The organism is Mucilaginibacter rivuli (assembly GCF_019391655.1).
Lineage (GTDB): Bacteria > Bacteroidota > Bacteroidia > Sphingobacteriales > Sphingobacteriaceae > Mucilaginibacter > Mucilaginibacter rivuli.
Genome location: NZ_JAHXPQ010000005.1, coordinates 110,200 through 129,103, shown reverse-complemented (window position 1 = coordinate 129,103; position 18,904 = coordinate 110,200). Strand labels below are relative to the sequence as shown.

Annotated in this window: 24 protein-coding genes; 8 read left to right on the top strand and 16 right to left on the bottom strand. The window is 42.4% G+C overall.

From position 1 onward, the window contains the following. The first annotated feature begins 78 nt into the window (after positions 1 to 78). Positions 79 to 2,109, top strand: a complete 2,031-nt coding sequence (locus tag KXQ82_RS13195) for a YfbK domain-containing protein (RefSeq protein WP_219488868.1) — start codon at positions 79 to 81, stop codon at positions 2,107 to 2,109. A gap of 45 nt (positions 2,110 to 2,154) precedes the next feature. Here KXQ82_RS13195 and KXQ82_RS13190 read toward each other — a convergent pair whose 3' ends face one another. The 3 genes from KXQ82_RS13190 to KXQ82_RS13180 form a co-directional block, all read right to left on the bottom strand. Next, the gene (locus KXQ82_RS13190; RefSeq protein ID WP_219488867.1) at positions 2,155 to 2,796 is read right to left on the bottom strand and encodes a response regulator transcription factor; all 642 of its coding nucleotides are present in this window, start codon (positions 2,794 to 2,796) and stop codon (positions 2,155 to 2,157) included. A gap of 3 nt (positions 2,797 to 2,799) precedes the next feature. Next, positions 2,800 to 3,582: a sensor histidine kinase gene (locus KXQ82_RS13185; protein ID WP_219488866.1), complete on the bottom strand. Its 783-nt coding sequence runs from the start codon at positions 3,580 to 3,582 to the stop codon at positions 2,800 to 2,802. Between the two features lie 631 nt (positions 3,583 to 4,213). Then, positions 4,214 to 5,182, bottom strand: coding sequence for a hypothetical protein (locus KXQ82_RS13180; protein ID WP_219488865.1), 969 nt, complete (start codon positions 5,180 to 5,182; stop codon positions 4,214 to 4,216). Between the two features lie 203 nt (positions 5,183 to 5,385). Here KXQ82_RS13180 and KXQ82_RS13175 point away from each other — a divergent pair, with 203 nt between their 5' ends. Further along, positions 5,386 to 5,628: a hypothetical protein gene (locus tag KXQ82_RS13175; protein ID WP_219488864.1), complete on the top strand. Its 243-nt coding sequence runs from the start codon at positions 5,386 to 5,388 to the stop codon at positions 5,626 to 5,628. A gap of 50 nt (positions 5,629 to 5,678) precedes the next feature. Here KXQ82_RS13175 and KXQ82_RS13170 read toward each other — a convergent pair whose 3' ends face one another. The 13 genes from KXQ82_RS13170 to KXQ82_RS13110 all read right to left on the bottom strand — a co-directional run bounded on the left by KXQ82_RS13170 (position 5,679) and on the right by KXQ82_RS13110 (position 14,627). Continuing rightward, on the bottom strand, positions 5,679 to 5,894 hold the full coding sequence (locus tag KXQ82_RS13170; RefSeq protein ID WP_219488863.1) for a hypothetical protein: 216 nt from the start codon (positions 5,892 to 5,894) through the stop codon (positions 5,679 to 5,681). A 53-nt stretch (positions 5,895 to 5,947) separates the two neighbouring features. Continuing rightward, entirely contained in the window at positions 5,948 to 6,706 is a 759-nt protein-coding gene (locus KXQ82_RS13165) for an oxygenase MpaB family protein (RefSeq protein WP_219488862.1), read from the bottom strand. Between the two features lie 2 nt (positions 6,707 to 6,708). Then, a complete protein-coding gene (locus tag KXQ82_RS13160) occupies positions 6,709 to 7,098 on the bottom strand; it encodes a ribosomal maturation YjgA family protein (protein WP_219488861.1) in 390 nt (129 codons plus the stop codon). Further along, positions 7,085 to 7,588, bottom strand: a complete 504-nt coding sequence (locus KXQ82_RS13155; protein ID WP_219488860.1) for a hypothetical protein — start codon at positions 7,586 to 7,588, stop codon at positions 7,085 to 7,087. Before KXQ82_RS13155 ends, KXQ82_RS13160 begins: the two co-directional genes overlap by 14 nt. Further along, positions 7,585 to 8,334 carry a ferritin-like domain-containing protein gene (locus KXQ82_RS13150; RefSeq protein WP_219488859.1) on the bottom strand — a complete coding sequence of 250 codons (750 nt, stop codon included), beginning with the start codon at positions 8,332 to 8,334 and terminating at the stop codon, positions 7,585 to 7,587. Before KXQ82_RS13150 ends, KXQ82_RS13155 begins: the two co-directional genes overlap by 4 nt. A gap of 12 nt (positions 8,335 to 8,346) precedes the next feature. Then, on the bottom strand, positions 8,347 to 9,669 hold the full coding sequence (gene creD / locus KXQ82_RS13145) for a cell envelope integrity protein CreD (RefSeq protein ID WP_219488858.1): 1,323 nt from the start codon (positions 9,667 to 9,669) through the stop codon (positions 8,347 to 8,349). Between the two features lie 74 nt (positions 9,670 to 9,743). Next, positions 9,744 to 10,037: a winged helix-turn-helix domain-containing protein gene (locus KXQ82_RS13140; RefSeq protein ID WP_219488857.1), complete on the bottom strand. Its 294-nt coding sequence runs from the start codon at positions 10,035 to 10,037 to the stop codon at positions 9,744 to 9,746. Continuing rightward, positions 10,037 to 10,666: a hypothetical protein gene (locus tag KXQ82_RS13135; RefSeq protein WP_219488856.1), complete on the bottom strand. Its 630-nt coding sequence runs from the start codon at positions 10,664 to 10,666 to the stop codon at positions 10,037 to 10,039. The genes KXQ82_RS13140 and KXQ82_RS13135 overlap by 1 nt, the downstream gene beginning before the upstream one ends. A gap of 83 nt (positions 10,667 to 10,749) precedes the next feature. After that, positions 10,750 to 11,946 carry a sensor histidine kinase gene (locus tag KXQ82_RS13130; protein WP_219488855.1) on the bottom strand — a complete coding sequence of 399 codons (1,197 nt, stop codon included), beginning with the start codon at positions 11,944 to 11,946 and terminating at the stop codon, positions 10,750 to 10,752. Further along, positions 11,943 to 12,953 carry a PP2C family protein-serine/threonine phosphatase gene (locus KXQ82_RS13125; protein WP_219488854.1) on the bottom strand — a complete coding sequence of 337 codons (1,011 nt, stop codon included), beginning with the start codon at positions 12,951 to 12,953 and terminating at the stop codon, positions 11,943 to 11,945. The genes KXQ82_RS13130 and KXQ82_RS13125 overlap by 4 nt, the downstream gene beginning before the upstream one ends. After that, positions 12,946 to 13,359, bottom strand: a complete 414-nt coding sequence (locus KXQ82_RS13120; RefSeq protein ID WP_219488853.1) for an anti-sigma regulatory factor — start codon at positions 13,357 to 13,359, stop codon at positions 12,946 to 12,948. The genes KXQ82_RS13125 and KXQ82_RS13120 overlap by 8 nt, the downstream gene beginning before the upstream one ends. Next, on the bottom strand, positions 13,340 to 13,750 hold the full coding sequence (locus tag KXQ82_RS13115) for an STAS domain-containing protein (RefSeq protein WP_219488852.1): 411 nt from the start codon (positions 13,748 to 13,750) through the stop codon (positions 13,340 to 13,342). Before KXQ82_RS13115 ends, KXQ82_RS13120 begins: the two co-directional genes overlap by 20 nt. 13 nt (positions 13,751 to 13,763) lie before the next feature. After that, complete coding sequence (locus KXQ82_RS13110) at positions 13,764 to 14,627, bottom strand: STAS domain-containing protein (RefSeq protein WP_219488851.1); 864 nt, start codon at positions 14,625 to 14,627, stop codon at positions 13,764 to 13,766. Positions 14,628 to 14,956: 329 nt separating this feature from the next. Here KXQ82_RS13110 and KXQ82_RS13105 point away from each other — a divergent pair, with 329 nt between their 5' ends. The 6 genes from KXQ82_RS13105 (at position 14,957) to KXQ82_RS13080 (ending at position 18,838) form a co-directional block, all read left to right on the top strand. Next, positions 14,957 to 15,298: a PadR family transcriptional regulator gene (locus tag KXQ82_RS13105; RefSeq protein ID WP_219488850.1), complete on the top strand. Its 342-nt coding sequence runs from the start codon at positions 14,957 to 14,959 to the stop codon at positions 15,296 to 15,298. After that, positions 15,285 to 15,908: a hypothetical protein gene (locus tag KXQ82_RS13100; protein ID WP_219488849.1), complete on the top strand. Its 624-nt coding sequence runs from the start codon at positions 15,285 to 15,287 to the stop codon at positions 15,906 to 15,908. Before KXQ82_RS13105 ends, KXQ82_RS13100 begins: the two co-directional genes overlap by 14 nt. A gap of 18 nt (positions 15,909 to 15,926) precedes the next feature. Next, positions 15,927 to 16,802, top strand: coding sequence for a PIG-L deacetylase family protein (locus KXQ82_RS13095; protein WP_219488848.1), 876 nt, complete (start codon positions 15,927 to 15,929; stop codon positions 16,800 to 16,802). Positions 16,803 to 16,973: 171 nt separating this feature from the next. Continuing rightward, the gene (locus KXQ82_RS13090) at positions 16,974 to 17,705 is read left to right on the top strand and encodes an acyl-CoA desaturase (protein ID WP_219488847.1); all 732 of its coding nucleotides are present in this window, start codon (positions 16,974 to 16,976) and stop codon (positions 17,703 to 17,705) included. 10 nt (positions 17,706 to 17,715) lie between these two features. Next, positions 17,716 to 18,051 carry a DUF1475 family protein gene (locus tag KXQ82_RS13085; RefSeq protein ID WP_219488846.1) on the top strand — a complete coding sequence of 112 codons (336 nt, stop codon included), beginning with the start codon at positions 17,716 to 17,718 and terminating at the stop codon, positions 18,049 to 18,051. Continuing rightward, positions 18,044 to 18,838: a DUF1295 domain-containing protein gene (locus KXQ82_RS13080; protein WP_219488845.1), complete on the top strand. Its 795-nt coding sequence runs from the start codon at positions 18,044 to 18,046 to the stop codon at positions 18,836 to 18,838. The genes KXQ82_RS13085 and KXQ82_RS13080 overlap by 8 nt, the downstream gene beginning before the upstream one ends. Positions 18,839 to 18,904 lie beyond the last annotated feature (66 nt).

The following is an 18,904-nucleotide window of genomic DNA, read 5'->3' as shown; positions in this document are numbered from 1 at the left end:
CGGCATCAAATTAAATTTTATTTATGGTTTATGGAAATTCAATTGATGTTGCATCCTCAGGGCAAAAATCAATGAATTATGAAAACTAAACTTATTTTAATGATGATGCTGATCAGCCTGGCCGGGTTCAGGATAAGCACATGCCGTACCATTACCGGCACCGTTAGCGATGCTGCCGACAAAACCGGGCTTGTTGGCGTGTCGGTTAAGGTTGAAGGTACAAGTATTGAGGTGGCAACCAATGTGAGCGGGCATTATTCCATCAACGTCCCGGAAGGAAAAGATAAACTGGTATTCCGTTATATCGGTTACGTTGGCCAAACAGTTAAAATAGAAAAATCGAATAGAATTAACGTTTTGTTAAGGGCATCTACCCAATCACTCAATGAGGTTGCAATTACCGGTTATAGAGCGAAGCAGCAAAGAACGGCTATGGGTTCGGTAAGTACCGTTAGCGCCAAAGACCTTGAAGAACTGCAGCCAACATCTGTCGGGCAGGCATTGCAGGGTAGGATAGCAACCGATGTTGTGGAGTATAAAGCCAGTGCTTACCGTGTCAGAGAAAACGCTACAACTGACAAGCTATTGAAAAGCATGCCGGATGTAGTTGTAGATGCCAACGGTAATGTAACATCGCAAACGGTAAAGATACGCGGCAACGCCGGTAATGAATCGTACAACCAAATTATAGAAAATCCGTTTGTTAACCCTTTAAATACTCCGCTATCAACTTTTGCGGTTGATGTTGACGCGGCATCGTACGGTAATTTCCGCAGGTATGTTAACAGCGGGCAACTGCCACCCAAAAACGCGGTGCGCATTGAAGAGATGATCAACTATTTCCATTATAACCTGCCGCAACCTACCAATGGCGAGCCTGTAGCTATACATACCGAGCTAACCGCCGCACCATGGAATGCGCAGCACCGGTTATTGCGCATAGGGCTTAAAGCCAAAAATGTAGAAACCAGTAAACTGCCGCCAAGCAACCTGGTATTTTTGTTGGATGTTTCGGGCTCAATGAGCGATGCCAATAAATTGCCATTGGTGAAAGCTTCGATGAAATTATTGGTTGACCAGTTAAGGGCCGTGGACCACGTAGCCATTGTGGTATATGCAGGCGATGCCGGTTTGAAACTCCCAAGCACACCCGGCGACCAAAAGACAGTGATAAAAGACGCCATTGATGCTTTAAATGCCGGTGGCGGAACTGCGGGCGGCGCAGGGTTAATGCTTGCTTATAAGGTTGCCCGCGAAAAATTTATAAAGGGCGGTAACAACCGCATAATTTTAGCTACCGATGGCGATTTTAACGTTGGAGCATCAAGTGATAAAGATATGGAGCAATTGATAGCCGAAGAGCGTGAAAGCGGTGTAAGCATATCTATCTTAGGTTTTGGGATGTATAACCTGAAAGATAGTAAGATGGAAACCATGGCTGATAAAGGGCATGGCAACTATGCCTATATTGATAATATTACCGAAGCTACAAAATCAATGGTGAACGAGTTTGGCGGAACCTTGTTTACTGTTGCCAAAGATGTTAAAATGCAAATAGAGTTTAATCCCGCCAAGGTGCAGGCTTATCGCCTGTTAGGTTATGAGGACAGGTTGCTGAACAAGGAAGATTTTAATAATGATAAAAAATTAGGTGGCGATATGGGAGTTGGGCATACGGTTACTGCTTTATACGAGATCATCCCGGCAGGGGTAAAGGATAGTTTTACTGATAGCGTTGACCCGCTTAAATATCAAAAAGTTGAGCAGAAACAGGTATTGAATAATTCAGCTGAAATGGTAACGGTTAAATTCAGGTACAAGGAGCCCGATTCTGACAAAAGTAAAATGGAACTGGTTGCAGTAAAAGATGAACCTGTTGCATTGGCAAAAACAAGCGATGATATGCGTTTCGCGGCTTCGGTTGCAGAGTTGGGCCTATTGCTGCGCGGTTCTGAATTTAAGCAGCAGGCAAACTTTGCCGATGTTATTGCTATGGCGAAAGGGGCAAAAGGTAAAGATGAAGAAGGATACCGTGCCGAGTTTATCAGATTAGCCGAAAGTGCCGGGCTAATGTACACCGGCAACCTGGTTGTTGCCGGCAAGAAATGATTTGTTAAAGTTGAGTGAGCCTGGTTATGGGCTCACTCAGCTTTATTAAAACTTAAATATTTCGTTTTGAATAGCATAGAGTACCAGCCCTGTTCTCGATTTTATATTCAGTTTTTGAAACAGTGATTCGCGGTAATTATCAACCGTACGCGGACTCACAAACATCTGGTCGGCTATTTCTTTATAGGTTAACTCAGAGCATGAAAGTTTTAAAAATTCCACTTCTTTTTTAGTCAGTTCAACAACAGGTGCTATATCAACAACCGAGCGTAATAATTTGCCCGATACCAGGTCATTAATATAAACGCCTTTGTTATAAATGGTTTTAATAGCTTCCAATAATTCTTTTGGTCGGGATTCTTTTAAAACATAACCACTGGCACCATTTTTAATCATTTTTAAAACGGCAGCATCATCTTCAAACATGCTCAGGGCCAGCACACGTATTTGCGGGTAATTTGTCTTTATCCATTTGGTAGTATCATAGCCATCCATTACAGGCATGTTAATGTCCATCAGTATCACCTGCGGTAAAGGATGTTTGGTTAGCATTTGTTTAAGCTGCTCACCGTTCTCTGCTTCAAACACTACTTTCAGTTCATCAAACTCGCTCATCAGCGCGGCAACACCGTTCCTGAACAGGGTATGATCGTCAACTATTGCTATTGAAATTTGCTCTGTTTCCATTTTTTAAGGATAAGGGATAAAAATAAGGATAACCGTGCCCTGGCCCTGTTGAGATGTAATGCTTACCTCGCCACCAACTATCGCAACACGTTTACTGATGTTTTGTAAGCCCATTCCCTTTTGGCCGGTCGGCATATCTATATCAAAGCCGATACCATTATCGTCTATCTGGAGTGAAATGGCCTTTTCCGGATATGCCAGTTTTATATTTATTTTAGTAGCACGGGCATGTTTGATAATGTTGTTCAATACTTCCTGTAATATCCTGAAAAGTATAAGGTCTTTATTGGGGTTGTTGTTTTCGGGTATTTCAGTTCCGCATATGTAAGTTATTATATATTGCCCTGATTTTTCAAGCCAGTTAACTTCGTGTTTAATAGCTTCTGGCAAGCCCTGAGCCATTAGCTGGTCGCCCTGCAATAACTTACCCAGTAAGCGCATCTCTTTGATAGAGCGTAGGGTAAGGTCTATCGCGGCATCAATTTTTTGTTGAGCCTTATCTTTATTGTCAACATCAACCGAGTTTAATGTTAACGAGGTTAAGCTGAGCAGTTGCCCGATGTTATCGTGCAGATCGGCCCCAATGGTTTGCATAGTTTGTTCCTGTATCTCAAGCTGCGTTTTGATCAGTTCGGTATCAAAAGCTGATTTCATTTGCTCTTTTTCTTCAATATGCCGCTTTTTGCGCCGGTTATAAATTGCAACATACAGGATGATAGATGCCGGGGCTATCAAAAAAATAAGCGTTATGATAAGGATTAAACTCTTGATCTCGTTCGCATCCATTTTTTGCAAATAAAAGAATAACACCAACAGCTATATAATATGACATTTAATGCTTTGAAAATGAGATAGCTTAAATGTTGTTTATCAGTAATCATAATGGAGTATAATTTATCATCAAAAATATTGCATGCTGTGTTCCCAAAGTAAAAGAAAAGCGCACCACCAACCCACCAAAATTCTCCTGAATATTTTAAGTCAATATATTGGTTATCCTTAAGCAGTAAATAATAGAAATACAAACTGTATAATACGATCTCGATAGATAGTATTGTGTAAGTTAGATTATTATATCTGAAAAAACCATGATTGAAAATTTCATATGTGTAAGTTAAAAGAAATGCAACAAGCCCAATAAAAATGGGCTTGTTGCTGTTAAATTTCCGGAATAAGTATGCGAACATCAGGTGGCTAAAGCCACCCTCAAATACTAGGAAGATATTATAAACCCAATGATTGTTATGATGCATGCCCGAAACAAACAGACCGGTACACTCAGCGATACAGGTTATCAAGAGATACAGTATCAAGCTACGCCATACGTTACTCTTATCATTAGCTAAACAAATGATTGAAAATATCAGGCAAATAGCTTCAATTGTGATACTTACTGTAAAATAGTTTTGCATAAAAATCAGGGTTGCTCATCTCCCGGTAAAGTTATTCCTTCGCAATGATCCGGGCATAATTCGCCATTATCGTAAGCACCGTCACCGGTCAATAATCTAATCATTTTCACTCTATTAATAAAGGCTTTTCCACTTGAGCTTTGGCAGTCAAAGTGGTCTTTATGTACTGTTGCGTTTACTAAAGTTGTAGGGACAATTACAAATTTCACCTTCTTTTTAGTATAATCATTGCTGGTGCTCCTGGCAAAATATATACGTATGCCATCACAGTGCGGATCGGCCTTTATTGCATCCACTAATTTCTCGATCATGTCAAAATCGAACCATTCGGCGGTTGAGTTTATGCGGCCGGGCCTGATAATCGGGATTCGACGAAAACGTCGAACCATTTTTTCAGCTTCGCTTCTGGTTATCTCATGATCGGAAGTAGCGGTGCAATTTAAATCGCAATGACACTTTTCATACAATAGTGCACCGCTATCCGGATTTTTATTGTGCCCTATTTCTCCTGAAATATTGGTAAGATTGAATAAATCAGCAGACTTAGGATGTTTAAAATAATCACGATGTATCAAAGTTTTAGCTCCACGAGCATCTTTATAAATGCCATCGTAGTATGTAGAAACTACAATTACTTGATTATTATAGTGGATAGGGGCCGAATTTGATGGAGGGGTCCGCGCAAGGTAGATACGGATTCCATCAACATTAGGGTTGTTTACCCGTTCAGCCGCAAGTAAGTTATACCATGCTATTACAATCTCTTTTTTGAACCATATATGGGTGTTTTGCGGGCTTTTATCTAAAGTTTCAAGGCAATATTTTACCCTGGTTTTAGCATCGGCAAGTGTAATGCCATTCAATGTTGCAACAATAGAGTCTGCTGTTTCTTTTGTGCTACGGGGTAAATCGACCTTTGGTTTAAATGACATCATCATCAGAACTCCGAATAGTCCAAATACTAATTTTTTCATTGTGTTTAGGGTTTAAGTGTGAATATAATGATTATTATAGTTTATTATACCAAAACTGACTATTTAATAATGATTTATAAAGGTATTTAAGCCCTATTAATACCGTAAAAACACCCTTAAAAAAAGGGTGAATACACTAAATATGTTGATTTGTGTAATATTGAGTTTTGGGTTAATATTTATTAACCTCAAAAAATAAGATTATGGAAATTAAAGACATTAAAGCCCATGCAGACAGCATCAGCTTAAACCAGGCGGCATTAAACAGTAACCGTCTATGCGAGATCTGGCCAACTGTTAAAGAAGGATTGCAACTATTGCAGGGCGCTATAACCAATCCCTTTGTTAAAGCAAGCATTGGGGTGCTGATAGCTACCGGCGAAGCAATTATGTCGCGTATTTGCCCTGCATTGGGGGCTAAAACAGCAACTGCAACAAAAAAATAAGTTTTTAGTTGCCGCTTAATTAGCAAGCAACATAAATAGTTGCTTGCTAATTAATTACGTTTATTTCCCGTTACCAGCAGCACTATTCCGCCTATAATCAATATCCCCCCTGCATAATTGGGCCATACTACGGTATGTTGCTTATCGGCCGATACCTGTATTGGACCTGCATCAATCACTGTTTCTTTTTTGGTGTACGTAAAGCCACTCCATATCAGCATGGCAATGCCGATTATTAATAATACTATCCCGATAGGTTTATTCATAGTTTATGTTTTCATACTAAAGGAATACCGGGTTCAATTGTTTTGCATGTAGCTTAAACAGCATCTAATTGCTTTATCTGTGCCTTGTATTTTGTTGGCAGCAGCGTTTCTTTTAAAATGCGATCTAATTTAATGTTGCGGCTTAGTTTATATAGCCACAATATTGGTGGCAGGTATGCAAAACTACCAAAGCCCAATAACTCTTTTACCCTTTTGGGGACGATGTGTTTTTGCACCTGTTTTAATAAATGATACCTTATCCCGCCAAGGTGCTTGCGGTATTGTATATACAGATCTTTGGTAAAATGACTGTTGATGAGGTTGTTTTGCAAGTGCCTGTACCGCATGTTTTGCCATTGGGCATAATTTTCAGGCAACCCTGTAAGTCCCATGCGTAAACCTACCCTGTAAAATACATCGAATACCTCGTTCTGCTCTTTATTGGTCAGTTCCCTCTCCAGCACTTCGAAAGAACGGATAGAGTAATCTATCAGCATAAAAAGCACATCGCGATAAGCCCAATCGGGTATTTGGGCGCCGCGACCGGCCTCAACGTTTTTGTGGATGGCTGTTATCTGATCTATTGCGCGGTTTGCGCCATCCACATCAGCGAAGATGATCTTGCGGGCATATTCAACGGTGGAGAACAGGCGGCCTAAAGGATCGGAGGGGAGCTTGCCGGTAAAATACAGCCAGTCTACAGCTTTGTTCAAGGCAAACTCGGCAGCCGAGCCCGCAAAGATGAACAGAACGGTATCAGCCTTGCCCCATATCTGGCGAACGATGGAATGTTTATTTACAAAGTGTTGCATTATTATATGTTGGCTTTTACCATGTCATCATTAAAGTACATCTCCAAAAAAAGCACCAGGATAATGCCGAGGGTATACATCAACATATCGGTAAACGAAAAATGTGTGCCCATAATTGCGCAGGCCACTGCCGAATTGCCAAGGCCTATCACATCCACCAAATGGAAATATTGAGTAAACTCCACTATGTAAGAGAATAATAATACGCCAACAGCGGTGCTGCCAACGGGCGTATCAAAAAAGCTTTTTACGGCGCAGTAAACAAATATGGATACCAGGGAATCGCCAAAATACGGGCGGATAAAACGATCGTGCACGTATGCTGCTATGGCAAACTCGGCGATGAACAGTACCACCGTGATGATGAAGTATTTAAGGTTAAAGCGAAACATAAGGTTTGATGTTATTGGTTGATTTTTTTATGATGCGATAAGCGATAGCCAGTGGGATGATGCCGATGGCGCCAAAAGAGCAATCGATAAAGCGCCAGAACACCGGTATATGCCTGATACCGCCCGCGATAAACGCGAGCGGGAATATCAGGCCACACACCACCATTCCAAACTCAATTATCCAAATGTTTTTGATGGGATCTTTTAACGGACCAATAAACAGCAAAGCCAAAACCAGGTGGGCAAAGGCCAGCCAGTCGGTGCCGTAACTGAGGTAGGGGTAGGTTTGGTTGGTGGTTTTTATGGCGTTGTAGATGGTGCTTAGCCAGCTCTGCATTATATCCGGCAAACCGGAGCAATGTTGAATAAGCCAGCCCAACTCAATTTCGAACGGGAAGGCGGTGATACCGCTGACGGCTAAACCGAATATGATAGCAGCTATGCATAGCTTAACGCGAAATTGTTGCGCCGGTGCGAGTTGGGTGTTCATGGTTTTGGGTATAGTTCGTGTGGGGTGATGATGATGGGCGCGGTTATCCTGTCGATAGTTTTGTAATATTTCTGCCGCATTTTTTTGGTGAAGGTGCCAAAGGTATTACCGCCCGCCCTGAATAACTGCTTGTGTGCCAGCCAAACGGTAGTCGCCGTAAGGTAAAAGAACAATTTGTAAGCATACTTGCGCCAGCTTTTCGCGGTTGTAGTTTTGCCATCAAATATCACCTGCAGCCTGTCGGTTTGAAAAGTGATGTGGTAAGCTTCATCGATCAAAATATCGGTACAGATCTGTTTAAGCAATTGGCAATTGGTAGCGTCTTTTAGCGCCTGGTAAAATATCTGCGCGGTGCTCTCTACCACAATAACGGCCAGCGTCCAGATCTCCATACTGGTGTTAAAGTAGCGTACCTTGCGGAAAAGCGAATCGCCCCAGTCTTTTTGTATGCGCGGCTTACCTATGGCATCCAGGTAGCGCCCCAGGTTATTGCCATGCTTTTGCTCCTCTTTAATGAAGAGCTTTACGGCTTCTACATAATCGACATCGCCAATTTTTCCGGCATATTTGGTTGAGGCGGAAAGCAGGTTTGCCCCGTCGGACGTTTCGCCCAGCTGCCATGCCTGCAGGGAGGGGAGAATGGTCTCCACCTCTTGCGGCGTTACGGTTGGCCTTAGGTTCCAGTTTACCCGGAACACTTCGGCATTATTGTTAAAATGCGCTATCCAGTTTTTTGATGTTTGCATGGCGGTATGGTTTTAGTGTTTTTCCCAATTGATCTTTCTTGAAAAGTACATCAGCAAGGCAACTACCACGAAGAGGGCGATACTGCCAATCAGCAGCGACAATTCTTCGAGTTGGATAATGGTGTAAATAAAGCCGTAGAACGTGGTAAGTATCGCACCAAAAAGAAACGCTACATTTTTGTTGTCCATTAGTGATGATGTAAACCAGGCGATAAGTGTGATGGTAGAGACCGATGCGATAAGGTAAGCCACATCATATCCCAAATGCTCGGCAAAGGATAGGAGGAGGGTGTAATAAACGATCATGGCGGCACCGATCAGGATATAGTTGAATACATGTACCCGTTGTTTCCTGATCACCTCGGTAAGGAAGAGCGATACAAAAGTTAACAGGATGATGAGGCATGAGTATTTGGTGGTACGCATGGTTTTGCGATACTGATCTATCGGCAGGCTGAATTTTACACCGAAGGCTGCCTGCGCTGTTGCGGTTTTGCTGGTGATTAAGGTATCGTTATCTTTCCACTGTTGCGGGAAGGGGCGGTTATAATCCAGTACTTTCCATTTAGCCGTAAAGCCACCGGCATCTGCCTTGCTTTTATCGGGTGAATAATGGCCCGTGTAATAGGGGCTTTTCCAATCGCCTGTTACTTCAACTTCTGTAGTTTTGCCTATTTGCAGGAAGCTTAGCTCATTGGTTCCTTTTAGTTCGAGTGTATAATTGAAGCTAAATCCGGCTTCCTTAGGCGCGGAAAATACCACCTGCAGGCCTTTTTTAAAAATGGTTAGGTTATCGGCGTAAATAGGCTCGGCCGGAATGATTGTGCCGTTAACGTTAATGGCAGGGTTGCTTTTCAATCCTTTCATATCCGAAAAGCTGAAAACCAGGCGGGCCTTATCCAGCATCAACTGATCGGCATTGATACCTAATTTGGTTAGGTCGGTTTTGGTGAAAGTACCCTGCACATTTACTTTAGAGTTGTACTGCGTAATATCGGCTATGCCTTTATGGTGCAGTTCGGTAGCAACCGAGGCTTTTATATTTAGGTTTTCGGGCAGTATATAGGCAAAGTCGTTAGTTGTTGCTGTAGGTTTATAGGGGATAACCAATACAGGGCCCTGCACTAACTGGCTGCCCGACCAGGCATCCGTCATTGATTTCAGCGTTTCCTGTTGCGAGTTCTCGCGCTCGGCGATCATGCTCTGTATCCACTCGGAGGGGATAAGCAGCAGCAAAATCAATACGGCAATAATGGCCAGCTTTACCAGTATGGAATCGTACCAAGTGTGTTTAGGATTTTCAAAAATTGGGGCATTTTCTTCGTCTGCGATCATGGTGTTGAGTTTTTGGTATGAATTTGTCTATTTAAAAGTACTTTGTATTTCAAAGCAATTAGATAAAAAAAAGGTTATAACTTCTGTTGTTTAATTAAATTTTCGAGTGCTTCCAGGTGTTTTTTAAACGCGGCGATGCCGGCGGCCGATGCCTTGTAGCGCGTATTAGGCTTTCGGCCCAAAAACGATTTGATGACGGTGATGTATTCCTCCTTCTCCAACGCTTTGAGGTGCGAGGCCAGGTTACCGTCGGTAACGTCCAACAGGTCTTTAAGCGAGTTAAAGTCGTAACTTTCGTTAGCGGCCAAAACGCTCATCACCTGCAGGCGTATGCGGTTTTCGAAGGCTTTATCAAAGTTATGAAGCATTATTTCCTGTCGTATTTAAAATGCATAATGGTGCCGTATAAAATATGGAGAACACCAAAACCGAAGGCCCAGATGTATAAACCATAGCCGGGGATTGTCAGGGCCAATAATCCTAAAATTATTTCGAATATGCCAAGCCATTTTACATCTCCAAAAGTGTGTTGGCTCGCAGCAACTAACGCAAGACCATAAAAAATTAAGCAGGTGGAAGATATGATACCGAAATCAAATCGCATTAAAAGGATAATAGCAAATATCCCTCCTGTTACTAACGGAATACCACCACTAACTAATAAAGCTTTACTACTCGGGTTAATTACTGAAAGCCCATTTTTACGGGCTTTTCTAACTGTAAGTAATATGCCGGTAGTAATTGATAGCGTCAATACGATGAGGCCGGTTAGTGAAAGTTGCCATAATATCGTTCCAAAACCTTCAGTGCGGTCCATGGAAAAATAGGTAGTTACGTCGCCATTTAAATATAGTATTTTGTAAGCGAATGCCGCGCCGATGAGCGCATACACACCCGCCATAACACCCGACAGGCCGCTGAGGGATATAAATTTTGTGGAGCGCTCCATGAGGTTGCGTATGGAGCTGATCTCGGCGTAAATCTCTTTATCTTCCATTATAAAGTACTTTGTAATTCAAAGTAATGAAGAAGATTTTGTATTTGCAAATTTTATTTTGAAGGGAAGATAGATGTGAAGTATTAAACTACCTTACACGGTATGGTAAAATGAAAGGTAGAGCCTGCGCCTTCGGTGCTTTCCACCCATAGCTTGCCTTTATGGTCGGTGATGATCTTGGTGGTGATATATAAACCCATGCCTAAGCCAGAATGGCTTTTCACTACATCCTTGGAGCGATAAAATTTATCAAAAATAGAGCTCATCGTTTCTTTATCCATACCCCGGCCCTGGTCGATAATGCTTACAGTTACCTCTCCATTATCATTTAGAATTGTTTTGATGGTGATGCTGGTGTTTTTATCGGAATATTTGGCGGCGTTACCTAGTAGGTTAGAAAACACCTGCTCCATGCGCACTTCATCAATGGTTACTTTTGCGTCATCGGTCAGTTCGGTAAAAAATTCATAATGAGGGAGAATATGCTTCATTACAGAAATTTGCCCGAGAATAAAGGCATTCAGCATAACCGGTTGCATGTTGTACTGCAGGTTGCCGTTTTCTATTTTAGAGATGTCAAGCAACTGGTGTATCAAGGTCATCAGTTTGTTTGATTGCAGGTCTATCTTTGATAATAACTCCTGCATCTTATCGCTCACCGGTTCTTTAGTTGCCCTGGCCATTTGGGTATAGGCCTTTAATACCGTCATCGGGGTTTTTAACTCGTGGCTGGCAATAGAAATAAACTCCGTTTTTTGATCATCTATCAGTTTCGACTGGCGTAGTTCTTCTTCCTTTTCAACTGCGATGCGGCTAAGGGTGGCATTACGCTGTTTTATCTCATCGTAAGCATTTAAAGGCTGTTCGCTTTCAAAATCTCGTTTCAGGGTGCTTATTTTGGCAGGGTCGAGCCTCAATGAACGCGGCAGGCCAATTTTCATTGTGATCACGTTACCGGTGCCGTTATCAGACAAGTCAAACTCGGGTACCAGTTTTTGAGCATAGTAAAATCCGGCATCATCGTTGGTAAACCTGATATCACGATCATAAACAACGGTTGCCATCAAGGCATAACGCTGTTTGTTTTGTTCGAGGCCAATTTCGAGGATACCGTTATCGGTATGTTCTATAACAGTACGTGCTATTTCTGAAACCGCGGTGGCAAATGTGGTTTGTGTTGATGTGGTAAGGCCCAGCTTTTCGGCCACCTTCATCGACCGTTTGTGCGCCAACACCAGGTCCATCTCATTCTCCAACGAAATAGCTACTACTTTTATCATTTTACTTTTACCATTACTACCGACATATCATCATTGCGTCGGGCGTGATCCTTGTATATGGCCGCAGCAAATATAGCCAGATCATGCTTATACATCTGCGGATATTTTGCCATATCAATACGGGTTTTTATCCCATCGGAACAAAACATCACCTGGTTAAACTGGTCGGCAGGGTAGTGCTGATCGTTCATAGTCCCCGGGATATTATGGCCAACAATACCATTGTACGACATATGGTTGCGAAAGCTTACAGGCCCTGCTATCCGCAAAGCGATATTACCAACCCCGGCGGAAGCCCAGGTTTTTGTTGCGTAGTCATAACCAACAATATTGATCACGGCGCCGCGTGTTTTTTTTATTGAACTGTGTATAAATCTTAAAGTTTCAGTAGGGCTATAATCCGGGAATACTTTGAACGCTGTCGCCGCTTCGTTCACTGCTTTATTAGCTTCGGGGCCATGGCCAAGGCCGTCGGCCATCATTAATTTAATGTACTTGTCAGTTTTTTTAACTACAAAGCCATCGCCGCTGGTTTTTTCGCCGGGCTTGCTTACTACAATAGGATTAATTACAAGCTTTTCTTTTTCCCTTATCTTATCGGGATCGCTGTAAACGCGGCTCAACACAATGGTACCCCAACCAATCTGCGAATACAGATCGAACGTGTCCGACAGCCTTTTCATGCTGCCAAAACCATGGCCAAGTGTGTTGCTGGTTGAAATGCCATCCTGCATCATCCGTGCCGGGTTCATCATGCCGGGGCCATTATCAATACTGATCAGCTCGACATAAGGCGAGCCGCCGTTTGCGAACACGCCCATCAGTATCTCACCGTCGTCGCTGTATTTAAACAGGTTCGATGTCATTTCGGCTACAATAAGATCCAGTTCATTAATGCGGGTAGGGTTCATGCCTGCATCGGTGGCTATGCGGTGAATTTCTTTTTTTATCAGCGAAAAATAGCTCCTGTCGCTCGCTGCAAAGCTTATATGAGTAGCATCAACCATTGGCCCATTTTAAAATAGTTACGGTGGTGCCTTCGCCAACCTTACTTTTAATATCAAACTCATTTACCAGGCGTTTTGTACCCGGCAGGCCCAGGCCCAAACTTTTGCCTGTAGAAAAACCATCGCGCATAGCGGCGGCAATATCGGGTATGCCGGGGCCCTTATCTATGAAAGTAAGCCTTACACCATTAACACGCCCGCTCGAAACAACTTCGATAACGCAAACACCACCGTTACCGTATCGCATCATATTCCTCACTAATTCGCTTGCGGCTGTTATTAACCTGGTTTGATTAACCAGGCCCATTTTTATTCTTACAGCTACCTCTTTAACGCGATTTTTTAGAAAAACCACATCTTGTTCCTTGACGATCTGTACCGTATCCTTACTCAGCGATACTGTCATAGTCGGCTGCATCTTGATCATCATCATCTGCTTCAACATCGATCATGGTTTTCAGAAAATTCATTCCTCTTTCCATATCCAACGCTGTATGCACGCCTTTTAGCGGTAATCCCAGTTCAATTAGTGTGATAGCCACAGCAGGTTGCATACCCACCACTACAGTTTCGGCATCCAGTATTCTCGACATACTGGCGATGTTGCCTATAATACGGCCCATAAATGAATCGACTATAGAAACAGCCGAAATATCGATCAATACACCCTTTGCATTGGTTTTATTTACCATTTGCACCAGGTCGGCCTCCAGGTTAAGCGCCAGCCTGTCATACAGGTCAACCTGTATGGTCACCAGCAAAAAGGCTCCCATCCGGAGAATAGGAATTTTATCCATTATTTATCTACAATTAAAATTTACCAACTACAGCAGCTTTTCTAACCTCTAAACGCATTACTTTAAACGCATAAGCCAAAGCGCTGGCCAATGTAGCTTTTGTAATGATGTTTGAAAGATCGATACCCAGGTGAACTACAGTTTGTGCAATTTCGGGGCGTATACCGCTAATGATACATTCGGCACCCATAAGCCTGGTGGCGCTTACTGTTTTAATTAAATGCTGCGCAACCAACGAATCTACCGCCGGAACGCCGGAGATATCCAGTATAGCAATGCTTGAGCCGGTTTCTACAATTTCCTGCAACAGGTTTTCCATCACGATCTGTGTGCGTGCGCTATCCAGCGTGCCAATAATAGGTAAGGCCAAAATGCCATCCCATACACGGATAACGGGGGTTGATATCTCGGTGATCTCATCTGTTTGGCGCAGGATCACTTCTTCACGGCCCTTAATAAAGGTTTCGAAGGTTACCACGCTCAGGTTATCCATCAGGCGGTTTATCTTGAGGCTTTCTTTAAACAAGGTCATCGCATCATCGGTGATCTCCTGCTGTAAAACATCAAGCAAAGCTTCTTTTAACGAGAATACAAAGTTACCGGTTTCGCGGGGGCTGAAGCCCTGGCGCGCGCGGGTAATGGCTATGCCGCCCAATATCTCGATCACCGGGCTCCACTCTTCCGACTGCAGATCGGTAAAGTTTTCGCTCGACAAATTGCCCACAAGGGCGTTAATTAACTCTTCGGATTGACTCCTCAGTTCTTCGTTACTGATCAGATCCTCGCGCAAGCCTTCATCAGCAAGCTGGTTTTTCATCCAGAGTTCAAGGATGTTTTTTTTCTTTTTTTGTAGCAATTTGTGAGTGTTAAAGGACATGGTTGAAGGATACAGGTTAAACGCTAAACTATACGGATCAAACTTGTGCAAGTTGAATATTGACGGAAGGTATGAAAGTGTTTTCAGAATAAGAAAATTATTTTATCGGCATAGCTATGCCAAAGTAGCGAAACATGAATAACGTACTATTACTGAGCATTGTGATAGTTAAAAGAAAAATTGAACAATTTGTTTTAATAGAATTAACCTCTTGAGAGTTCGAGTCTCTCTTAGCCCATCATTACAAATTCTAAAAAAAATAATTCCCAATTTGCATTTCTTAATCATAATACATAGATTTGTGATGCATTATAAAACGATGTAATTATATGAACAATACCGAACTATTAAAAGGTACTTTAGGTACGATAATTTTAAAACTGCTGGAGCAAAAGGGGAGGATGTACGGATACGAGATGGTGCAGCAGGTGAAAGAGCTATCGGGCGATAAAGTATTGGTAAAGGAGGGCTCGTTGTACCCGGCGCTGCATAAACTGGTGGCTGATGAGTTGCTAACGGTGGAGGAAGAGTTTATTGGCAAGCGCGTGCGTAAGTATTACAGTTTAACGCCAAAAGGTAAAGTTGCCACTAAAGAATCGGTTGATGAATTGCTGATATTTTTGCAGACCATACACAACCTGATAGCCAACCCGCAATATGGTACAGCTTAACGATGAGCAGGTTGACCTGGTGTTTGAGCGCGTTATTGCCGGCGGCGTTACTGATACCGCTTTGCAAAACGACCTGCTCGACCATTATTGCTGCTTTATTGAGACGGAACTGGACGTAGGCACGAGTTTCGAGGATGCTTATGCGAGGGCATTTATCGCCATTTCCCCAAACGGTGCCGGCGAGATAGAACATGAATTGATACTGATATTAACCTTTAAAAAGATACTGATGATGAAACGTATGATATATGGCTGCGGCTTTTTAGCCATGTTTTGCTTGTCGATGGGTTTGATGTTCCGCTCGGCGCATTGGCCAGGTGTACAGGCCTTAACACTAAGCGGTTTTGTATTTTTGATAATAACGGCTGTGGTGCTGTTATCCAGTTTTGTTAAGCATATAAAAAAGCACCCGGTGCTGTATAACGTCAGGATGTTTACCGGGTTTACGGCCATATTCCTTATTAGCGCGGGCAGCATTTTTAAAGCCCTGCTTTTCCCCGGCTCAAATATACTGGTGCTGGCAGGTATGGTGCTGCTTAACCTGGTGTTTCTGCCTATGTTTTTTTACCATTTATATAAACAGGCGCTGCAAAGCCACCTCAATAATTAACCCTTAACCAACCTTATTATGAAAATTTTTAAACGAATGGCGATTGTCGCCATCGTGCTTTTGGCTGTCTATATTTTTGGCGGCACCTGGCTGCTGCGTTCGCTGGCCGCTACCGAAACTTATCCGGAGGATTCGTTTCTCAATATAGTTAAAACCAAGAAAGCGCTTGTTATTGTAGCGCATGATGATGATGCCATTGGCTGCGCGGGCACCGTGGCCATGCTTGCCAAAAAAGGGTGGGACATACACATGGTTTGTTTTTACAGTACGGTATGGCGCCCGGAAGATAATCCCGTAAGGAAAAAGGAAGTAAAGCAAATGATCGATATTCAGCACCTTTCGGGAGTGGATATGATAAACTTTAACATTCACCGCGCAGGCTTTAAAAAGGAGTTTTGGATGCCTGTGCCATATACTCAATTTGATACCGATATGAAAACCGATTCGCTGAAAACATTAATAGGGCAGGCCATAGACAAATATCAACCCACGGTTATTTTTACTTTAGACGATGTAATTGGAGGCTACGGCCACCCTGAACACGTATTGGTAAGCAGGTGTGTTACTACGGCCTGCAGAGAGCGTAAAACAGTGCCCGGCTTTACGGTACAGCGCATTTACCAGGTGGTATTCCCGCCATCGCAAACGGAATTAACTATCGGGCATAACCCGGCTTATATCACAGCTAAAAAGGTATATAAAGCTACCGGTATGCCCGTTCCAAATGTGCAAGTAAATATTTATGACAATGCCGAACAAAAGAAAAATGTTATGACGGCTTATGTATCGCAGCAGCGCAACATCCGCAAAGTGTTGCCCTGGTATAACTGGTGCCCGTATTGGGTATATTTTAAAATAAACCCTAACGAGTATTTTAGGACGATATTAATTTAACAAGTTAGCATTTGCTGGAAGAATGGCAATGTTAGCAAGCAAAAATGATGTATATCATGTTTATATAAAAAGTACATTCAGTTAATAAATGGCATGTAAATAATTGTTAATTTTGCCCCCTTAAATCCGCAGGCGTTATATGTGCGTATTTATTAACAGTCAGTTATAAACATGGTTATCATTATAATTTTCTTTTTGTGTCATTGGTTTTTGTCACTTTTCTCACAAACGTTCTTCCTGCACAGGTACGCTTCGCATAAAATGTTCCAGATGAACAAATTTTGGGAGCGTGTATTTTATACCATCACCTTCTTGTCGCAAGGTTCATCGTTTTTAAACCCACGTGCATATGCCATTATTCACCGTATGCACCATGCTTACAGTGATACAGAGAAAGACCCGCACTCGCCGCACTTTATTAAGGATGTATGGGGTTTGATGATACAGACCAAAAATATTTACCTGTCATACCGCAACTTTCAAACCGAGCCCGAAGAGCAGTTCAGGGACCGTTACCCAAGCTGGGCTTTTTTAGATAACATTGGCGATATGTGGCTTACACGCATGTTTTTTATCGCTTTTTACATTGCATTCTATATCATCTTTGCCGATCATTGGTGGTTATATCTGTTATTGCCTATCCATTTTTTAATGGGCCCCTTACATGGAGCAATAGTAAACTGGTGCGGCCATAAATACGGTTATTCAAACTTTGATAACAGTGACCATAGCAAAAATTCTATCCCCTTAGACTTTTTGATGTTGGGTGAATTGTTCCAGAACAATCACCACATGAAACCTAACGATGCTAATTTTGCCAAACGCTGGTTTGAGTTTGATCCTACCTACCCGATAATTATCGTTTTACACAAACTGCGCATCATCCGTTTACGTAAGTTGTAAAAAGCAGCTTATGATAACAGCCCTCAAAGTAATTTTCAGTATATTATTTGTTTGGGTTTGTTATACGGTAATTACCACAAGCATTCAAAGCAATTTGTTTAAGGAATGGGATTTTTTAGGCTCCATCCCCTGGATGCGCGCTACACTGTGGGATTTTTATACCAATGTTGCTTTCATATTTGTTTGGGTTTGCTTTAAAGAGAAGAGCATTATTGCTAAGCTCGTTTGGCTGGTACTGCTGGTTTGCTTAGGTAGTATAGCTACCTGTGGCTATATGCTTATCCAGTTATTCAAACTAAAATCCAACGAAGGTTTAACAGAGTTATTTGGTAAAAAAAATGGGTAGCAGTTCACTGATATTTTTGGTTGTTATATGCCTGCTGGCTTGCAGCGGCATTATGGTACTGGTATGGATTTGGGCTTTTAAAATACGCAATGCCGGTGTGGTCGATATTTTTTGGTCATATAATTTTCCGGTTATTGCCTTACTGCTGGTTTTGTTTGCCGATGGTTTTGCACCTCGAACCATATTGGCCTGCTCTATGATAGGTATTGCCGGTTTTAGGCTGGGCACGCATTTAATGGTACGTATTGTGAGCCATATTGATGAGGAGGAAGGCCGTTACCAGCAATTGCGCAAAGAGTGGCAGCCTAACCCCGACAGGGCATTCTTCTGGTTTTTTCAGGCGCAAGCAATATCCAACGTGTTGCTGGCTATACCATTTTTTATCATCGCTATAAATACAGCGCCAAACCTCTCAGTACTTGAATATATTGGCACCGGCATATGGCTGATAGGCTTCTTTGGCGAAGCCATTGCCGACTGGCAATTGAAACAGTTTAAAAAAGACCCTAAAAATAAAGGTGAGGTTTGCGATAAAGGGTTGTGGAATTATTCACGCCACCCCAACTACTTTTTTGAGTGGATGATGTGGCTAAGCTATTTTGTTTTCGCGCTGGCATCGCCGTATGGGTATTTGGCAATTATCAGTCCGGCTATAATTTTGTACCTGCTGCTAAAAGTAACCGGTATCCCGGCAACAGAAGAACAATCGCTACGGTCAAAAGGCGATAAATTCAGGGCTTATCAGAAAACTACGAGCGTGTTTGTGCCGTGGTTTAAAAAGGGATAAACCCTATCTGTACATTTATTAAATATTTCTTCTTAGTACTTCTCTGAATAAGAAAATGCGATTATA

What these genes read in the sequence shown, in the direction of transcription:
- KXQ82_RS13195 (WP_219488868.1), top strand. Translation starts at nt 79, where the DNA reads ATGAAAACTAAACTTATTTTAATGATGATGCTGATCAGCCTGGCCGGG.
- KXQ82_RS13190 (WP_219488867.1), bottom strand. Translation starts at nt 2,796, where the DNA reads ATGGAAACAGAGCAAATTTCAATAGCAATAGTTGACGATCATACCCTG.
- KXQ82_RS13185 (WP_219488866.1), bottom strand. Translation starts at nt 3,582, where the DNA reads ATGGATGCGAACGAGATCAAGAGTTTAATCCTTATCATAACGCTTATT.
- KXQ82_RS13180 (WP_219488865.1), bottom strand. Translation starts at nt 5,182, where the DNA reads ATGAAAAAATTAGTATTTGGACTATTCGGAGTTCTGATGATGATGTCA.
- KXQ82_RS13175 (WP_219488864.1), top strand. Translation starts at nt 5,386, where the DNA reads ATGGAAATTAAAGACATTAAAGCCCATGCAGACAGCATCAGCTTAAAC.
- KXQ82_RS13170 (WP_219488863.1), bottom strand. Translation starts at nt 5,894, where the DNA reads ATGAATAAACCTATCGGGATAGTATTATTAATAATCGGCATTGCCATG.
- KXQ82_RS13165 (WP_219488862.1), bottom strand. Translation starts at nt 6,706, where the DNA reads ATGCAACACTTTGTAAATAAACATTCCATCGTTCGCCAGATATGGGGC.
- KXQ82_RS13160 (WP_219488861.1), bottom strand. Translation starts at nt 7,098, where the DNA reads ATGTTTCGCTTTAACCTTAAATACTTCATCATCACGGTGGTACTGTTC.
- KXQ82_RS13155 (WP_219488860.1), bottom strand. Translation starts at nt 7,588, where the DNA reads ATGAACACCCAACTCGCACCGGCGCAACAATTTCGCGTTAAGCTATGC.
- KXQ82_RS13150 (WP_219488859.1), bottom strand. Translation starts at nt 8,334, where the DNA reads ATGCAAACATCAAAAAACTGGATAGCGCATTTTAACAATAATGCCGAA.
- creD (WP_219488858.1), bottom strand. Translation starts at nt 9,669, where the DNA reads ATGATCGCAGACGAAGAAAATGCCCCAATTTTTGAAAATCCTAAACAC.
- KXQ82_RS13140 (WP_219488857.1), bottom strand. Translation starts at nt 10,037, where the DNA reads ATGCTTCATAACTTTGATAAAGCCTTCGAAAACCGCATACGCCTGCAG.
- KXQ82_RS13135 (WP_219488856.1), bottom strand. Translation starts at nt 10,666, where the DNA reads ATGGAAGATAAAGAGATTTACGCCGAGATCAGCTCCATACGCAACCTC.
- KXQ82_RS13130 (WP_219488855.1), bottom strand. Translation starts at nt 11,946, where the DNA reads ATGATAAAAGTAGTAGCTATTTCGTTGGAGAATGAGATGGACCTGGTG.
- KXQ82_RS13125 (WP_219488854.1), bottom strand. Translation starts at nt 12,953, where the DNA reads ATGGTTGATGCTACTCATATAAGCTTTGCAGCGAGCGACAGGAGCTAT.
- KXQ82_RS13120 (WP_219488853.1), bottom strand. Translation starts at nt 13,359, where the DNA reads ATGACAGTATCGCTGAGTAAGGATACGGTACAGATCGTCAAGGAACAA.
- KXQ82_RS13115 (WP_219488852.1), bottom strand. Translation starts at nt 13,750, where the DNA reads ATGGATAAAATTCCTATTCTCCGGATGGGAGCCTTTTTGCTGGTGACC.
- KXQ82_RS13110 (WP_219488851.1), bottom strand. Translation starts at nt 14,627, where the DNA reads ATGTCCTTTAACACTCACAAATTGCTACAAAAAAAGAAAAAAAACATC.
- KXQ82_RS13105 (WP_219488850.1), top strand. Translation starts at nt 14,957, where the DNA reads ATGAACAATACCGAACTATTAAAAGGTACTTTAGGTACGATAATTTTA.
- KXQ82_RS13100 (WP_219488849.1), top strand. Translation starts at nt 15,285, where the DNA reads ATGGTACAGCTTAACGATGAGCAGGTTGACCTGGTGTTTGAGCGCGTT.
- KXQ82_RS13095 (WP_219488848.1), top strand. Translation starts at nt 15,927, where the DNA reads ATGAAAATTTTTAAACGAATGGCGATTGTCGCCATCGTGCTTTTGGCT.
- KXQ82_RS13090 (WP_219488847.1), top strand. Translation starts at nt 16,974, where the DNA reads ATGGTTATCATTATAATTTTCTTTTTGTGTCATTGGTTTTTGTCACTT.
- KXQ82_RS13085 (WP_219488846.1), top strand. Translation starts at nt 17,716, where the DNA reads ATGATAACAGCCCTCAAAGTAATTTTCAGTATATTATTTGTTTGGGTT.
- KXQ82_RS13080 (WP_219488845.1), top strand. Translation starts at nt 18,044, where the DNA reads ATGGGTAGCAGTTCACTGATATTTTTGGTTGTTATATGCCTGCTGGCT.